The sequence below is a fragment of the Streptomyces sp. NRRL F-5755 genome (assembly GCF_001279365.1).
Lineage (GTDB): Bacteria > Actinomycetota > Actinomycetes > Streptomycetales > Streptomycetaceae > Streptomyces > Streptomyces rimosus.
Genome location: NZ_LGCW01000058.1, coordinates 1 through 16063 on the forward strand (window position 1 = coordinate 1; position 16063 = coordinate 16063).

Annotated in this window: 10 protein-coding genes and 1 pseudogene; 8 read left to right on the forward strand and 3 right to left on the reverse strand. The window is 73.2% G+C overall.

Features of this window, described 5'->3' with window-relative positions:
• Window positions 1-699 (reverse strand): annotated as a pseudogene (locus ADK86_RS08920) (hypothetical protein); the annotation flags it as partial.
• 736 nt (window positions 700-1435) lie between these two features.
• Between ADK86_RS08920 and leuS the strand changes: the two are divergent.
• The 5 genes from leuS to ADK86_RS40615 all read left to right on the forward strand — a co-directional run bounded on the left by leuS (window position 1436) and on the right by ADK86_RS40615 (window position 10925).
• Window positions 1436-4309 (forward strand): leucine--tRNA ligase, encoded by a 2874-nt coding sequence (gene leuS, locus ADK86_RS08925; protein ID WP_053696114.1) that lies wholly within the window; start codon window positions 1436-1438, stop codon window positions 4307-4309.
• Window positions 4310-4512: 203 nt separating this feature from the next.
• Window positions 4513-5349 (forward strand): hypothetical protein, encoded by an 837-nt coding sequence (locus tag ADK86_RS08930; RefSeq protein ID WP_053696115.1) that lies wholly within the window; start codon window positions 4513-4515, stop codon window positions 5347-5349.
• A gap of 148 nt (window positions 5350-5497) precedes the next feature.
• Window positions 5498-6343, forward strand: coding sequence for a DegV family protein (locus ADK86_RS08935; protein ID WP_053696116.1), 846 nt, complete (start codon window positions 5498-5500; stop codon window positions 6341-6343).
• A gap of 1154 nt (window positions 6344-7497) precedes the next feature.
• Window positions 7498-8229 (forward strand): ComEA family DNA-binding protein, encoded by a 732-nt coding sequence (locus ADK86_RS43735; RefSeq protein WP_053696117.1) that lies wholly within the window; start codon window positions 7498-7500, stop codon window positions 8227-8229.
• Window positions 8226-10925 carry a ComEC/Rec2 family competence protein gene (locus ADK86_RS40615; protein WP_078951950.1) on the forward strand — a complete coding sequence of 900 codons (2700 nt, stop codon included), beginning with the start codon at window positions 8226-8228 and terminating at the stop codon, window positions 10923-10925. The genes ADK86_RS43735 and ADK86_RS40615 overlap by 4 nt, the downstream gene beginning before the upstream one ends.
• Here the strand turns inward: ADK86_RS40615 and ADK86_RS08955 are convergent.
• Window positions 10828-12345 (reverse strand): substrate-binding domain-containing protein, encoded by a 1518-nt coding sequence (locus ADK86_RS08955; protein ID WP_053696119.1) that lies wholly within the window; start codon window positions 12343-12345, stop codon window positions 10828-10830. The two genes, ADK86_RS40615 and ADK86_RS08955, sit on opposite strands and share 98 nt — an antisense overlap.
• A gap of 181 nt (window positions 12346-12526) precedes the next feature.
• Between ADK86_RS08955 and ADK86_RS08960 the strand changes: the two genes are divergently transcribed.
• Both ADK86_RS08960 and ADK86_RS08965 read left to right on the forward strand, forming a co-directional pair.
• Window positions 12527-13012, forward strand: coding sequence for an RrF2 family transcriptional regulator (locus ADK86_RS08960; RefSeq protein ID WP_053696120.1), 486 nt, complete (start codon window positions 12527-12529; stop codon window positions 13010-13012).
• On the forward strand, window positions 13012-13944 hold the full coding sequence (locus ADK86_RS08965) for an arylamine N-acetyltransferase family protein (RefSeq protein WP_078951951.1): 933 nt from the start codon (window positions 13012-13014) through the stop codon (window positions 13942-13944). Before ADK86_RS08960 ends, ADK86_RS08965 begins: the two co-directional genes overlap by 1 nt.
• Window positions 13945-14015: 71 nt before the next feature.
• On the opposite strand, the gene ADK86_RS08970 is transcribed toward ADK86_RS08965, so the two are convergent.
• Entirely contained in the window at window positions 14016-14261 is a 246-nt protein-coding gene (locus ADK86_RS08970; protein WP_030588949.1) for a hypothetical protein, read from the reverse strand.
• Window positions 14262-14333: 72 nt separating this feature from the next.
• Here ADK86_RS08970 and holA point away from each other — a divergent pair, with 72 nt between their 5' ends.
• Window positions 14334-15317 (forward strand): DNA polymerase III subunit delta, encoded by a 984-nt coding sequence (holA, locus tag ADK86_RS08975; protein ID WP_053696121.1) that lies wholly within the window; start codon window positions 14334-14336, stop codon window positions 15315-15317.
• Window positions 15318-16063 lie beyond the last annotated feature (746 nt).

Here is a 16063-nt window from a genome sequence, read left to right on the forward strand (position 1 = left end):
CTCCTGGGGCGGCGGGGGCGCCTGTGGCTCCGGGGGTGGGGCGGCGCTGCGGGCGCGCAGGCGGACCCGTAGGACATGGGGGAGGAAGGCACGCGCCAGGAGGGCGGCGGCGACGGCTGCCAGGCACAGTGCGTACCCGGCGGTGACCCAGCCCGAGGCACTGCGACCCGCCTTCAGGCCGTGCACGAGCGCCAGGCACCAGGCCGGATACGCGCAGGCGTGCAGGGCGCGCCAGCGTTCCGAGGCGCGGCCGCGGCCTGCGAAGGCGCTGCGGAGCGCGCCGGTCGCGGCGGCCAGCACCATCAAGTAGCCCGCCACGGCGCCGAAGCCGATCAGGGTGGCCGCTTCGGGCGCGGGCGTCCCGGTGAAGGGGAGCAGCGCGTTGCGTACGTGGACGTGCTCCTCGGCGACCTTGACCGCGATGTGCAGGACCAGGAAGCCGAGGGAGGCGGTGCCGAGGGCCCGGTGCACCCCCTGGGCCAGCAGCCTGCTGCGCGGCAGCAGGACTGTACGGCCTGCGGCGACCAGTCCCCAGACGACGGCGGCCGTGAGGGATACGAGGGCCAGCACGCCGCCGGTGAAGTCGAGGAAGGTCCGTAGTGGGTCCGTACCGGAGAGCAGCAGGAGGGCGAGAGCGGCGGCGGCTCCGGCGATGAGCGCCGGGCGGCGGCGCGCGCGGGGACGGCGGGGGACCTGCACCGTCAGCGCGCTTGGCGAGGCGGCGTGCGGGCCGTCCCGGGGCCCTGGGCGGTGAACACCGGAGGGCGGCCGGATCGGGCCCTCCGTATGGAGGCGGGGCAGGGACAGACCGGGCCGGGATAAGCGGGGGAGGCGCGGGCCGGGGACGGCGCGGCGCTTGCGGTGGGGGCGCATGCGGGAAAGGTAGGCGGGCCCCGGACCGGGGTGGCGGGCTTTGCATAAGCGGGGTGGTGCGGGGCGGTGCGCTGCTACGGTCGGTCGTCGGGCTTGTTCGAAGGGCGCGGAAGGGCGCGGGGGTGGGTTTGCGCTAAGCGGCCTGCGTCGCGTTTGCGCTAAGGGTCTGCGTCGGGTTTGCGTTGAGGGTCCGGCATCGGATTTGGGTGGGAGGCGCGGGTGCCAGGTACGTGTGAACGGCCCGGGGGCTTTCTGCGCTAGTACGGGGCTGTTCCACGGTCCACGGCCACCCCGCCGCGCCACTACGACCGCCCATCGCGCCACCCGCCCGGCCACCCCGCCGTAAGCTCCCAGCGGGCCCGGCGCCCCCTGCGGTACCCTGGCGCCATGCGTGCGGTACACCTTCTGCTTAGCGGGCCGCGCTGATCAGTACCGACCGGTGAGCTTCCGGTCGGCATCGGCGCGGCGTCCCCTCCTGTGCGAGGGGTCTTTTTGTTTCCGCAGAAATTCGCACTTCTCGCAGTAGCCGCAGGCAGAGACGACCGATGGAGCTTTGAGGACGATGAGCGAGACGACTTCGGCTGCCGAGGTGGCAGCGCCGCACCGTTACACGGCAGCGCTGGCCGCCGACATCGAGGCGCGCTGGCAGGACTTCTGGGAGGCGGCGGGGACGTACGAGGCCCCGAACCCGAAGGGGGACCTGGCGGGCGACCCGGAGCTGGTGGCCAAGCCCAAGAAGTTCATCATGGACATGTTCCCGTACCCCTCGGGTGCGGGGCTGCACGTGGGCCACCCGCTGGGCTTCATCGCCACCGACGTCTACGCCCGCCACCTGCGGATGACCGGCCACAACGTGCTGCACACCCTGGGCTTCGACGCCTTCGGGCTGCCCGCCGAGCAGTACGCCGTACAGACCGGCACCCACCCCCGGGTCTCCACCGAGGCCAACATCGTCAACATGCGGCGCCAGCTGCGTCGGCTGGGCCTGGGCCACGACCTGCGCCGGTCGGTCGAGACGATCGACCCGGCCTACTACAAGTGGACCCAGTGGATCTTCGTCCAGATCTTCAACTCCTGGTACGACACCGACGCGAAGAAGGCGCGCCCCATCGCCGACCTGGTGGCGCAGTTCGAGGCCGGCGAGCGCGCGACCCCGGACGGGCGCCCGTGGAGTGCGCTGAGCGCCGCCGAGCGCGCCGAGGTGCTGGGCGAGTACCGCCTGGCGTACGCCTCGGACGCGCCGGTCAACTGGTGCCCCGGCCTGGGCACCGTGCTGGCCAACGAGGAGGTCACCGCCGAGGGCCGGTCCGAGCGCGGCAACTTCCCGGTCTTCAAGGCCAAGCTGCGCCAGTGGAACATGCGCATCACCGCCTACGGGGACCGCCTGCTGGAGGACCTGGACGGGCTGGACTGGCCCGAGGCGATCAAGCTGCAGCAGCGCAACTGGATCGGCCGCTCCGAGGGCGCCCGCGTGGACTTCCCGGTCGGCGACGACAAGATCACCGTCTTCACCACCCGCCAGGACACCCTGTTCGGCGCCACCTACATGGTGCTGGCACCCGAGCACGAGCTGGTCTCCGGCGAGCGTTCGATCGTCCCGGACGCCTGGCCGGAGGGCACCCACGAGGTGTGGACCGGCGGTTACGGCACCCCGGCCGAGGCGGTCGCCGCGTACCGCAAGCAGGCCGCGGCCAAGTCGGACGTCGAGCGCCAGGCCGAGGCCAAGGACAAGACCGGCGTCTTCACCGGCGCGTACGCGACCAACCCGGTCAGCGGCGAGCGCGTCCCGGTCTTCATCGCCGACTATGTGCTGATGGGCTACGGCACCGGCGCGATCATGGCGGTCCCGGCGCACGACAGCCGCGACTTCGCCTTCGCGCGCGCCTTCGAGCTGCCCATGCGCTGCGTGGTCGAGCCGTCGGACGGCCGCGGCCAGGACCCCGCCACCTGGGACGACGCCTTCGACTCGTACGAAGCGAAGATCGTCAACTCGTCCGGTGCCGCCATCACGCTGGACGGCCTGAGCGTCCCGGACGCCAAGGTGAAGATCACCGAGTGGCTGGCGGCCGAGGGCATCGGCGAGGGCACCGTCAACTTCCGGCTGCGCGACTGGCTGTTCAGCCGGCAGCGCTACTGGGGCGAGCCGTTCCCGATCGTCTACGACGAGGACGGCGTGGCGCACGCGCTGCCCGAGTCGATGCTGCCGCTGGAGCTGCCCGAGGTCGACGACTACTCGCCGCGCACCTTCGACCCGGACGACGCCGACACCCAGCCCGAGACCCCGCTGTCCCGCAACGAGGACTGGGTCAACGTCGAGCTGGACCTGGGCGACGGCCCCAAGAAGTACCGCCGCGAGACCAACACCATGCCCAACTGGGCGGGTTCCTGCTGGTACGAGATGCGCTACACCGACCCGCGCAACGACAGTGCGCTGGTCGACCCGGAGATCGAGCAGTACTGGATGGGCCCCCGTGAGGGGCAGCCGAGTGGTGGCGTCGACCTGTACGTCGGCGGCCAGGAGCACGCGGTGCTGCACCTGCTGTACGCCCGCTTCTGGTCCAAGGTGCTGCACGACCTGGGGCACATCGCCTCCTCGGAGCCCTTCCACAAGCTGTACAACCAGGGCATGATCCAGGCGTTCGTCTACCGGGACAGCCGCGGCATCGCCGTACCCGCCGCCGAGGTGGAGGAGCGTGACGGCGCGTACTACTACCAGGGCGAGAAGGTCAGCCGCGTCCTGGGCAAGATGGGCAAGTCCCTGAAGAACGCCGTCACGCCGGACGAGATCTGCGCGGAGTACGGCGCGGACACGCTGCGCCTGTACGAGATGGCGATGGGCCCGCTGGACGTCTCGCGGCCGTGGGACACCCGCGCCGTGGTCGGCCAGTACCGCCTGCTGCAGCGCCTGTGGCGCAACGTCGTGGACGAGGCGACCGGTGAGGTCACCGTCGTCGACGCCGAGCCGGACGAGGACACGCTGCGCGCGCTGCACAAGGCGATCGACGGCGTCAACCAGGACCTGGCCAACCTGCGCTTCAACACCGCCATCGCCAAGGTGACGGAGCTGAACAACCACCTGACGAAGACGGGCGGCCCGGTCGCGCGCACGGTGGCCGAGCGCCTGGTCCTGCTGGTCGCGCCGCTGGCACCGCACATCGCCGAGGAGCTGTGGCGCAAGCTGGGCCACCAGGTCTCCGTCGTCCACCAGGACTTCCCCGTCGCCGACCCGGCGTATGTGGTCGACGAGACCGTGACCTGCGTCGTCCAGATCAAGGGCAAGGTCAAGGCCCGCCTGGAGGTCGCGCCGTCGATCACGGAAGCGGACCTGGAGGCGGCGGCGCTGGCTGACCCGGCGGTCGTGGCGGCGCTGGGCGGCGCCGGCATCCGCAAGGTGATCGTGCGGGCGCCGAAGCTGGTGAACATCGTTCCTGCGTAAGGCGCTGTTCCGGGCGGCGGGACCGCCGCGGGCCGTGGCCGATTCCGGCCGGCCGGGCCCGTCGCGGGGCGCGGCTAAGGGATGACCACTACGGGCAGGTTGGGGGTTCGAAGGGAACCTCCGGCCTGCCCGTGGCGTTTACGGTGGAAGAGCCGGGCCCCGGCGCCACCGTCACTCTGCCGTTGTCATGACGAGGAGATCCCATGGAAGCCGTCATCGCGATCGTCGGTCTCCTCTTCGTACTGTTCGTGGCGGCCGGTGTCTTCGTCACGGTCAAGGCCGTGCAGGCGGCCAAGCGCGGGGTGGACCGCGGCATGGCCCAGGCGCGCCGGACGGTCGAGGACACCACGCTCAGGGCGCGCCGGCTCACCCAGCCGGGCGTGGCCGGCGAGCTGGCGCAGCTGCGGCTGTCGCTGCGTACGTCGATGCGGGCCACCCAGGACGTGCTGCACGCCGGCGCCGCGGACGACGCCTCGCTGAAGGAGGCCCTGGGCCTGTTCGAGCGGCTCAGCGCCCACGGCCACGAGCTGGACGACGAGCTGAAGCGGCTGGAGCGGGAGCCCGACCGCGGCAGCGTCGCGGCCCGGCTGCCGGAGCTGCGCGAGCGGCTGGAGCGCATCACGCACTCCGCCGAGTCGCTGCGGTGGGCCGCCCGGGACCGCGCCCGGCAGTTCGCGGACGACGATCTGGCGGCGCTGAACGAGCAGATCGACATGGAGGCCGGGGCGCTGCGGCACTGGGCGAAGGAGCCGCTGGAGGACCGCATCGAGGCGTCCGGGGAGGCGCCGGGGAGCGCGCACGCGGCCGGGGCGACCGGGGCGTCCGGGGGCGGCACGTCCCGGAGCGGGGCCTCCGGTCCGGCTTCGACCTCCGGTCCGGTTTCGGCCGCCGGTTCCGTCGACGGTGCTGCCGGGGGCGCGGCGGGACGGAAGTCGTGGGGTCCTGTCGAGGACGAGACGCCCGCGATCACGGCCCGTGACCCGCGTACGCAGCCTTCGTACTCGTGGCAGAAGGCGCCGCGCACGGAACGGACGCCCTGATTCCGGGGAGCCGCCGCGCTGTCGGGCCCGTAGCGGGCGCCCCGTGACACGCCGACCGGCGGCTCTTGGCAAATCTCTGGCCAAACCTGCGGGATCATGAAAGGGCCCGCACTGTCGGGGGCCGGGCGACCCGGATAACCTCCCAGTCATGTCCCGCCATGTCGCGATCGTCACCGATTCAACGGCCTACCTGCCGCGGGCGGCACTGCAACGCCACGCCATCACGGCGGTACCGCTCACCGTCGTCCTCGGGGACGAGGCCCTGGAGGAAGGCACCGAGATCTCGGCGAGATCGGTCGCCCAGGCCCTGCAGAAGCGCCGGTACGTCACGACATCGCGGCCCAGCCCCGAGGCGTTCGCCGCCACCTACCGGGAGATCGCCGAGGCGGGGGCGCAGAGCATCGTCTCCCTGCATCTGTCCTCGGAATTCTCCGGTACGTACGACGCGGCGGTGCTGGCGGCCGCGGAGGCTCCCGTACCGGTACGTGTCGTGGACACCGGCATGGTCGCCATGGCGCTCGGCTTCTGCGCCCTGGCGGCGGCCGAGGCGGCGGAGTCCGGCGGGAGCCTGGACGAGGCGGTGGCCGCGGCCGAGAAGCGCGCCGAACAGACCTCCGCCTACTTCTACGTGGACACCCTCGACTACCTGCGCCGGGGCGGCCGGATCGGGGCCGCGCAGGCACTGCTCGGCTCGGCGCTCGCGGTCAAGCCGCTGCTCCAGCTCGCCGAGGGCCGGATCGATCTCCTGGAGAAGGTCCGCACGGCCTCGAAGGCGATCGCCAGACTGGAGGAGATCGCCGTGGAACGGGCGGGGGAGGGCCAGGTCGACATCGCCGTACACCACCTCGCGGCGCCCGACCGGTCGGACGCCCTGGCCGACCGCCTACAAGAACGCGTGCCGGGCCTCGCGGAACTCCATGTGAGCGAGGTGGGCGCGGTGATCGGTGCGCATACGGGGCCGGGGTTGCTGGGGGTTGTGGTGTCGCCTCGGTAGGGGGTGGGGGGGATGCCTTGCCTCCTTCGCTTCCCCTTCGCTCCTTCCACCCATACTTGGGGCACCTACTCGGGCTTTCCCCGGCCCCTCCCTCTCACATCCTTGTGCCCCACTCCGGCTCTCCCCGGCCCCTCCCTCCGGGTTCTCCTCGGTCCGTCCTCTGGGCCCTCCTCGGCCCGTTCTCCGCCTCTGCTTGGCCCGTCCTCTGCTTCTCCCTCGGCTCGTCCTCTGGCCCTCCCCGGCTCGCCCTTCGGCCCCCCTGGCCCGTCCTCTGGCCCTCCTCGGCTTCTCCTCCGGTCCCTTTTCCGCCCTTCCCTGGCCCCTCTCCGCTCCCTCTCCGCTTCCTCCCCGTTCCCACTCCGGCCTCCCCTGGCCCCTCTCCGTTCCCTCCTCGTTCCCACTCCGGTCTCCCCTCCGGTCCGTCTTCCGCCCCCTCTTCCGCCCCCTCTTTGTTCCTTACGGAGCGTGATTGCGGAGGGCTTCCGCTGGGCAGGGGTAACACAGGGGTAGGTGCGCTGAAACGGTCCGCCGGGTGACGCCGTTATCCACAACCCGCAGGATATCCACGGAACTTGACGACTCGCGGCGGGATCGGCGCGAGCCGTCTAACGTCGGTGGGCATGACGCAGCAATCACTCTCCGCAACCAGCCCTGGCGGGTCTGCCGCCGCCACTAACGTTGATTCCAGCCTCCGGCCCGGCCTCGACTCCGACCTCGGCGCCGGTCAGCGGTCCGCCCCCATTCCGGACCTGGCCGCTGACCGTGACGCCGGGGCCGACCCGGACTTCGGCTCAGGGATCGCTCCTGGTCCACTGCCGGACCGTCCTTCCCGCCGCCGAGCGGTGCGTATGACGGTACGAGGCAGGTCGGCCCGGCGCGCGGAGACCGCGGCGGCGGTACGCGCACGGGCCGAGGCGCTGTTCCGAGGGCCACCGGAGCCGGATCGCCGGGCGGGTCCACCGGATCGTCGGGTGGAGTCATCGGATCATCTGGCGGGCCCATCGGACCGCCCGACGGGATCAGAGGCCGCCGGGGATGACGAACCGGCAGCGGGCCCACCCCAGGAGCGTCCGCCGGACGCACACCCTGCCCACCCCGGGCGTATCGCCCGTCTGTGCCTCGCCGTTCGGGAACGGCTGCCGCTGTGGGTGCAGATGAGATGCGCGATCGACCCGAGAGCACTGGCCGCCTTGGTCGTGGTGTTCCTGGTGGCGGTAGTTCTCGCGGTTCACCACTTCTGGGCGGCCCGGCCCCAGCCCGTACGGGCCCCGGCCGCCACACAGACCACACCGGTCCCGGCCCCGGCTCCGGCGCCACGGCCTCAGGTGACGGCGCCGGCCGGTGTGCCGTCGGCCGCCACGGGGCGCCTCCTCGTGGTCGATGTCGTCGGAAAGGTGCACCGGCCCGGTATCCACCGGCTGCCGCTCGGGGCCCGGGTGGCCGATGCGCTGCAGGAGGCGGGTGGTGTGCTGGACGGCGCGAACATCCGTGGGCTGAACCGGGCGCGGCTGCTGGTCGACGGCGAGCAGATCGCCGTGGATGCCCCTGGGGCGGGACCGGGAGCGGTGGGCCAAGGCGCGGGCCTGGGAGGGGCGCCTGGCGCCGGGTCCGGCTCGTCGGCGTCCGGAGGCGGGGCGGCCGACGGCGCATCGTCCGGCAGCGCCGGGGCCTCCGTCGGTACGGGCGCCGGAGCCGCCCCCGTCAGCCTCAACTCCGCGACCGCGGAACAGCTCGACGCCCTTCCCGGGGTCGGACCCGTCCTGGCCCGGCACATCATCGAATACCGCACCGCACACGGTGGCTTCACCTCCGTGGAACAGCTCCGCGACGTGAACGGCATCGGCGACCGCCGCTTCGCCGACCTGCGCCCCCTGGTCCAGCCATGACCACCGACCGCGCCACGCTGCCCCCACCGCCACCCGGCCCCGAGGCCGTCACCGACCACCCAGGCCACGCCGACCACCCAGACCACCCCGATCACGCCGGCTCGGACCACCCAGACCGCACCCCCATCCACGCCATCGCGTCCTCCCCCTACGGTGCCGCCGACCCCCGGCAGGACGAAGGCGTCGATCTTCGCCTGGTGGGGCCCGCGCTCGCGGCCTGGGGCGCGGCGGCGCTGGCCCTGGGGTGCTCCGGCGGTGCGGTGGCGGCGGCCTGTGTGGTGGCGGTGGTGCTGGCGGGGCTCGTGGTGCTCGGTGCGGTCCGTCGGCCGGACCGGCGGGTCGCCGGGGCGATGGTCGCCCTCGCCGCGATCTTGCTGAGTGCGGTCGCCGGAGCCGCTTCCGCCGCACTGCATGCGGCTGACGCACGGCGCGGACCGCTGCCCGAGCTGGCGCGCCGGTACGCCCCGGTCACGGCCGAGGTGGAAGTGACCGGCGACCCGCGGCTGACCCGCCCACGGGTGCGTGGTGCTCAACAGGCGCCTCCCTCGGTCGTGTTCACCGCTGACGCACTTCGTGTCAGTGCGGCGGACCGCGCGGTCACCACCACCCGCACTCCCGTCCTGATCGTCGTGCAACGTACGAAACGGCTCTCCACCTGGCAGCACCTGCTGCCGTCGACCCGCATCCGTATCGCGGCCCGCGCCACTACGCCTCTCCAGTCGTCCGACGGCATTGCCGCCGTTCTGCGGGTGACCGCGGGCCCCGGCCCCCAAGTGGTGCGCGCGCCCGACGCCTTGCAGCGATTCGCCGGTGATTTGCGGGCCGGCCTCCGCGGGGCCACCGACGGTCTGAGTCCCGATGCCCGTGCGCTCCTCCCGGGCCTGGTGGTCGGCGACACCTCGCGCGTTCCGCCCGACCTCGACGATGCCTTTCGCGCCACCGACCTGACCCACTTGCTCGCCGTCTCCGGGAGCAATCTGACCATCCTGCTTGTCCTGCTCATCGGCCCGCCCCACCTCTCCGTACGGGCCGAACGCCGTGGCCTGGCGCCGCTCCTGGGCCTCTCGCTGCGCACCACCGCCCTCGTCGGCGGCTCGGTCGCGCTCGCCTTCGTCATCGTCTGCCGCCCCGACCCCAGCGTGCTGCGCGCCGCCGCCTGCGGTCTGATCACGCTGCTCGCGATCGGTACGGGACGCCGTCGTTCCCTCGTCCCCGCGCTCGCCGCCGCAGTTCTGGTGCTGGTGCTCTACGACCCCTGGCTCGCCCGGAGTTACGGCTTCCTGCTCTCCGTCCTGGCCACCGGCGCGCTGCTCCTGCTCGCCCCTCGCTGGAGCGCCGCCCTGCAACGCCGCCGGGTGCCGCCGCGCCTCGCCGAGCTGATCGCCGCGGCAGCCGCGGCGCAGGCGGTCTGTGCGCCCGTCATCGTGGTGCTCGCCGCCCGCGTCGGCCTCGTCGCCGTGCCCTGCAACCTGCTGGCCGAGCTGGCTGTCGCCCCGGCCACCGTGCTGGGTTTCGCTGCGCTCGCCACCGCCCCGTTGGTCCCGCCCCTGGCCCAGGCGCTGGCCTGGTGTGCCGGCTGGCCGACCGAGTGGATCGCCGGTGTCGCCCGTACGGGGGCGGCGCTGCCCGGCGCGGAGTTGGGCTGGCCGAGTGGCTGGGGCGGTGCGCTGCTGCTCGTGGCCGTCACGCTCGTAGGCGTACTGGTGGGGCGTCGACTGCTGCGCCGCCCCTGGCTGTGCGTCCTCGGCGTACTGACCCTGCTCGTCGCGGTGCTGCGCCCGGCGCCGCTCACCCGTGTCCTCACCGGCTGGCCACCGCCGGGATGGCGCGCGGTGGCCTGCGACGTGGGCCAGGGCGACGGCCTGGTGCTCGCAGCGGGGGAGGGGACTGCCCTGGTCGTGGACACCGGCCCGGAGCCGGCCGCCATCGATCGCTGCCTGACCGATCTGGGCGTACGACGCATCGCGCTCATCGTTCTCACGCACTTTCACGCCGATCACGTCAGCGGGCTGCCCGGCGCTCTGCGCGGGCGCTCGGTCGGCGCCATCGAGACTACGACGCTGCCCGAACCGCCCGGCCAGGCCGCCTTCGTACGCCGTACGGCAGCGGCCGCCGGAGTGCCGGTGATCGCTGCCGCGCCCGGGGAACGGCGCAGCGCGGGGCCGCTGAGCTGGCAGGTTCTGTGGCCGCCCGTCACCGACCCCGGCGATCCCGCCTTCTCCCGTGCCTCCTCCCGCGCGGTCGAGGGCCCGAACGACGCCAGCGTCACGCTGCTACTGCGCACAGCGGGCCTGACGTTCCTCCTCCTGGGCGACCTTGAACCGGTGGCCCAGCAAGCCCTGTTGGCCGCGCATCCGGAGCTGACCGCCGTGGACGTGCTCAAGGTCGCCCATCACGGCTCCGCGTATCAGGATCCGTGGCTGATACGCCGCCTGGCGCCGCGCGTCGCCCTGATCAGCTGCGGTGCGGACAATCCGTACGGCCATCCGGCGCCGCGTACCGTCCAGGCGCTGCGTTCCCAGGGCGCCAGGGTGCTGCGTACGGACACCGACGGTGCCGTCGCGGTGCTGGGCGGCCGGGACCGGCTCACCACCACCGTCAGGAGTGGCAGGCGGAGCTGGGGGCGGCCGACTGGTCGGCGCAGGGCACGTGCCGGTACTTCCGCAGGATGTTCTTCGCCGTGTCGGAGTCCATGAACGCGCGGAACTTCGCGGCGAGCGAGCCGTCCTCGGGCTGCCCGTACGTGTAGAGGTACTCCACCGTCCAGAAGGGATAGTTACGTTGTCCACCCCACTCGATGTCGGGCTCGCGCCCGTTCAGCCGGATGCCGACCACCCGCGGGTGCTTGGCCGCCGCGTACACCTCCGCGTATCCGATGCCGCCCGGCACGCGGCCCACCGCGTCCAGCAGGCTGCCGGTGCTGTTCACCTCGCAGCGCGTGACGCGTGCCGTCGCGTCCCGGTCCTTGCCGCTGCAGTCGTACGACGACACCGTGCCCGGCTCCGACCCGCGCAGCACGGTCGTCTCGAACGCCCGCCGGGTGCCCGAGGCGGCGTCCCGCCCGACGATGCCGACCGGCAGGTCGTTGCCGCCGAGCTGCTTCCAGTTGGTGTACCGGCCGTCGTAGATGCCGCGCAGCTGCTCGGTGGTGAGGTTGTCGACGCCGGCCCGCTCGTTCACCACCAGGGCGAGCAGGATGACGCCGACGCGCCGGCCCTCCAGCTTGCGGTAGATGGAGGGCGCGGCCACGTCCGATACAGCGAGGAAGGCCGGTCCGCCACCCGGCGCGGATTTGCCCGCCTTGCTCAGCCGCCCCAGCCCGGACAGGCTGCCGCTCTCCGCCACATCGATCTGCGCGCCCCGGCAGCGCGCCTCGTACTGATCGGCGATCTCCCGCATCGGCGGCGCGAAGGCCGTGGAGCCGTCGACGGTCAGCCGCCCGGTGGCGCACTCCGCGTTCACCACCACCGTCTGCTTGTTGAGCAGCAGTCCGCTGAGCAGGCCGACCAGGATGATGCACACGCCTCCCAGGGCGAGGCTCAGTTTGCGCGGGCCCCAGCGCTGAGTGTTGCGGCGGATCCGCCCGCCGCTGATGAACCCGCCGACGACGACCTCGCCCGGCCGGCTCCCGTCACCGCCCCCGCTCCCTTCGTCCGCGGACAGCAGCACCAGCAGTTTGAAGTGGTTGCGCTTGTTCAGCGGCACTTTGGGGACGACGAGGCGGCCGCCGCTGTGCCGCAGGCCGCCGCCGTTGCGGGTCAGCATGCCCACCAGGTCCGGCGGATTGGCGTCCGGCACCTCCACCCCGATGACCGTGCGACCGGTGAACTCGACCGTCAGCGGCTCCTGGTAGTCCTGCCGCACGATGTGCTTGCCGCCGTCGTTCTCGAAGCGCAGCAGCGCCAGCGTGGCATCGGTGATCTCCTGGTCCCGCCGGAGCAGCCGCAACTGTACGAGGCTGTGCGCGTCCCGCGGGTTCATGCCGATCGCGGTGTCCATCTGGACGCGGTAGCCGATGCGCTTACGGCCCGGCAGGAACCGCTCCACGGCCCAGAGCACGGCGGTGACGACGAGCCCGGCCGCGGCGAGAAGCGTCTCGGTGTCCGGCAGGGTCACGACTACCTCGCACAGCTGATCGGTTGGCGGAATTCCTGCAATGTAGGGAGGCGGCGGGGTGTCCGCGACGGCTTCGGCAACCCGTCACCAGAGGTTCATCCGCCGTCCCTGCGGCCGGTGGCCGCGGCGGCCCCGCCGTATCCCGCCACCCCTGGAATCAGGACCTGTAGACTCCAGAAATATGAGGATGAGCGAGGGCGTCGAGTGGGCCCTGCACTGCTGTGTGACCCTGGCCTGGCTCGGCGACGAGCGGCCCGTGTCGACAGCCCGGCTGGCCGCCTCCTTCGAACTGCCCCCGGCCTACCTGAACAAGCGCCTCCAGGCGCTCGTACGGGCCGGCATCCTGTCCTCGACCCCCGGCGCCCGCGGCGGCTTCCGGCTGGCCCGGCCGCCCGAGCGGATCACCCTGATGGACGTCGTCGCCGCCATCGAGGGCACCGAAGACGTCTTCCGGTGTACGGAGATCCGCCGCCAGGGCTCCGGCGCCGAGGCGCCCGACCGGGACTTCCGCCGCCCCTGCGGCATCTCCACCGCGATGCGCAGGGCCGAGCTGGCCTGGCGCCGCGAGCTCGCCGGGCAGACCCTCGCCGACATCCTGGCCGGCACCCCGGGATCGGCTGCGGAGCGCACCCGCCGCTGGTTCGCCACCGAGAGGACGAGCACCTGATGGACGACCGGCAGCCGAGTTCCGAGTCGGTATCGACGGAAACGCACGCGCCCCAGGAGCCCGAGACGCCACAGGCGTCCCCGGCACCGCAGTCCGGGGGCGAGGCGCTGTCCGCCCGGCCCTCGGACGCCGAGCGGATGCGTACCGAACCGCTCGACCCGGCGCGGACCGACGCCTACCTCCGCCGCCTCGGCGCCACCCGCCCGGCGGCGCCCGACGCCGAGGCGCTGCGTGACCTGCACCTGCGGCATCTGCGGGCGGTCCCCTTCGAGAACCTCTCCGTGCACCTCGACGAGGACATCGCCCTGGACCCCGAGGCGCTGGTGGACAAGATCGTCAGGGATGCGCGCGGCGGCTTCTGCTACGAACTCAACGGCGCCTTCGCCGCCCTGCTCCGCGCCCTCGGCTACCGGGTCGAACTCCTCGCCGCCCGGGTCTTCGGCCCGGACGGCCCCGGCATCCCGTACGACCACCTCGCGCTGCGCGTCCACGGTGGAGACGGGCACGACGGGCCGTGGCTCGCCGACATCGGCTTCGGCAGGAACAGCCACCACCCGCTGCGCCTGGACAGCCGCGAGGAACAGCCCGACCCGGCCGGGGTGTTCCGCATCGAGGAGACCGCCGACGGCGACCTCGACGTCCTGCGGGACGGCCGGCCGCAGTACCGGCTCGAACAGCGGCCGCGCGCCCTGGCGGACTTCGCGGCGGGCTGCTGGTACCACCGCACCTCGCCGGAGTCGCACTTCACCCGGTCCCTGGTCTGCTCCCGGCTGACGGAGTCCGGCCGCGTCACGCTCTCCGGCCGTACGCTCGTGATCACGGCCGCCGACGGCAGCCGCGAGGAGCGCGAACTGACCGACGCCGAGGTGCTCCCCGTCTACCGCACCCACTTCGCCATCACGCTGGACCGGATACCGGCGCTGCGGGGCTGACGGCGGTACGGCGCGCGCCGCACCGCGTACGTGCACGCCGTACCGGCACCGCGTGCCTGCCCCCGTACGTCCTACTCGGCTTCCAGCCAGCCCTCGTACTCATCGGCCAGGGCGTCCAGCTTCGCCGGGTCGTGGATGCCCTTCGGGTCCTCGACCACCACCAGCCACTGGGCGTCCTCGGCGTCGTCCTCGCCCGCCAGGGCGTCCCGTACGAGCTGGGGTTCTTCGGTGACGCCGAAGCGCTCGGCCAGCGCCTCGGCGACCTCCTCGGCGGAGTCGCGGTCGGGCAGCACCAGAACATGTCGTACATCGCTCACCCGGACATTGTCCGGCAGCGCGGGGCGAGGGCCGAACGGCGCTGTCAGTGGGGCGTGGGATGCTGGAGCGCGATGGCCAGGAAGACAGCAAACGACGACCCGCTCGCGCCGATCACGATCGCCGTGGGCCAGGAGGACCTGCTCCTGGACCGCGCCGTGCAGCAGGTGGTGGCGGCGGCCCGCGCCGCCGACGCGGACACCGATGTGCGTGACCTCACGCCCGACCAGGTCCAGCCCGGCACGCTCGCCGAGCTGACCAGCCCCTCGCTGTTCGCCGAGCGCAAGGTCGTGGTGGTCCGGAACGCCCAGGACCTGTCCGCGGACTCGGTCAAGGACGTCAAGGCGTACCTCGGCGCCCCCGTCGAGGAGATCACGCTGGTGCTGCTGCACGCCGGCGGCGCCAAGGGCAAGGGCCTGCTGGACGCTGCCCGCAAGGCCGGCGCGCGGGAGATCGCCTGCGCCAAGATGACCAAGCCCGCCGACCGCCTAGCGTTCGTGCGCGGCGAGTTCCGTACGGCCGGCCGCTCCGCCACCCCCGAGGCGTGCCAGGCGCTGGTGGACGCGATCGGCAGCGACCTGCGCGAGCTGGCCTCGGCCTGCTCGCAGCTGGTCGCCGACATTGAGGGCACGATCGACGACGCCATCGTCGGCCGCTACTACCGCGGCCGGGCCGAGGCATCCAGCTTCACCGTCGCTGACCGCGCCGTGGAGGGCCGGGCCGCCGAGGCCCTGGAGGCGCTGCGCTGGGCCATGTCGACGGGCGTCGCCCCCGTCATGATCACCAGCGCGCTCGCCCAGGGCGTCCGCGCCATCGGCAAGCTGGCCTCCGCCCCACGCGGCGCCCGCCCCGGCGACCTCGCCCGCGAGCTGGGCATGCCGCCCTGGAAGATCGACCGGGTGCGTCAGCAGATGCGCGGCTGGTCGGCGGACGGCGTCGCGACGGCGCTGCTCGCGGTGGCCGAAGCCGACGCGGGGGTCAAGGGCGGCGGCGACGACCCCGAGTACGCTCTCGAAAAGGCCGTCGTCACGATCGCCCGGGCGGCCCGCTCCCGCTGATTCGCTCCCGCTGAGGGGTGGGGGAGGAGGGACGCGGAGGTCCGCGCTGCGTGCGCCGCGTGGGCGGCGCTACGTGTGAGCGTTGCCGGGGCCATCGCCGCTCGGCGGCTCTATGGCCCACCGGGCCCTGCTGCCGCCGGCCATCGGGCCTGCCGGGATCACTGCTCACCGGGTCCTGCTGGGGCCGCCGTTCACCGGGCCCTGCCGGGGTCACCGCCGCCCGCCGGGCCTGCCGGAGCCGCTGTCCGCCGGGTGCTGCCGGGACCACCGCTCACCGAGTCCTACGGGGCCGTCGGCCATCGGGCCCTGTCGGGGTCACCGCCGCCCGTCGGCCCTGCCGGAATCGCTGCCCGCCGGCTCCTGCCAGGGCACCGCTCACCGGGGCGTGCCGGGCCACCGCCCATAGGGCCTGCCAGGGGCACCGCTCACCAAGCCCTGCTAGGCTGCCGGCCACCGGTCCCTGCGGAGTCGGCGCCGCCCACCGGCCCTGCCGGGCTGCCGTCCACCGGCCCTGCCGGGGACACCAACGCCCGCTGGCCCTGCCGGCCCCGCTGTCCGCCGAATCCTGCCGGGGCATCACCCATCGGACCTGCCGGAACCACCACTCACCGGGCCCTGCTGGGGCCACCGTCCCCCGGGCTCTCGCGGGACCCCGCCGCCCACCGGCCCCGCCGGGCCCCCGCCGCCCACCGGCCCCACCGGAGCTCCTGCCCACCGGCCCTTGCCAGACCCACCGGCCCCACCAC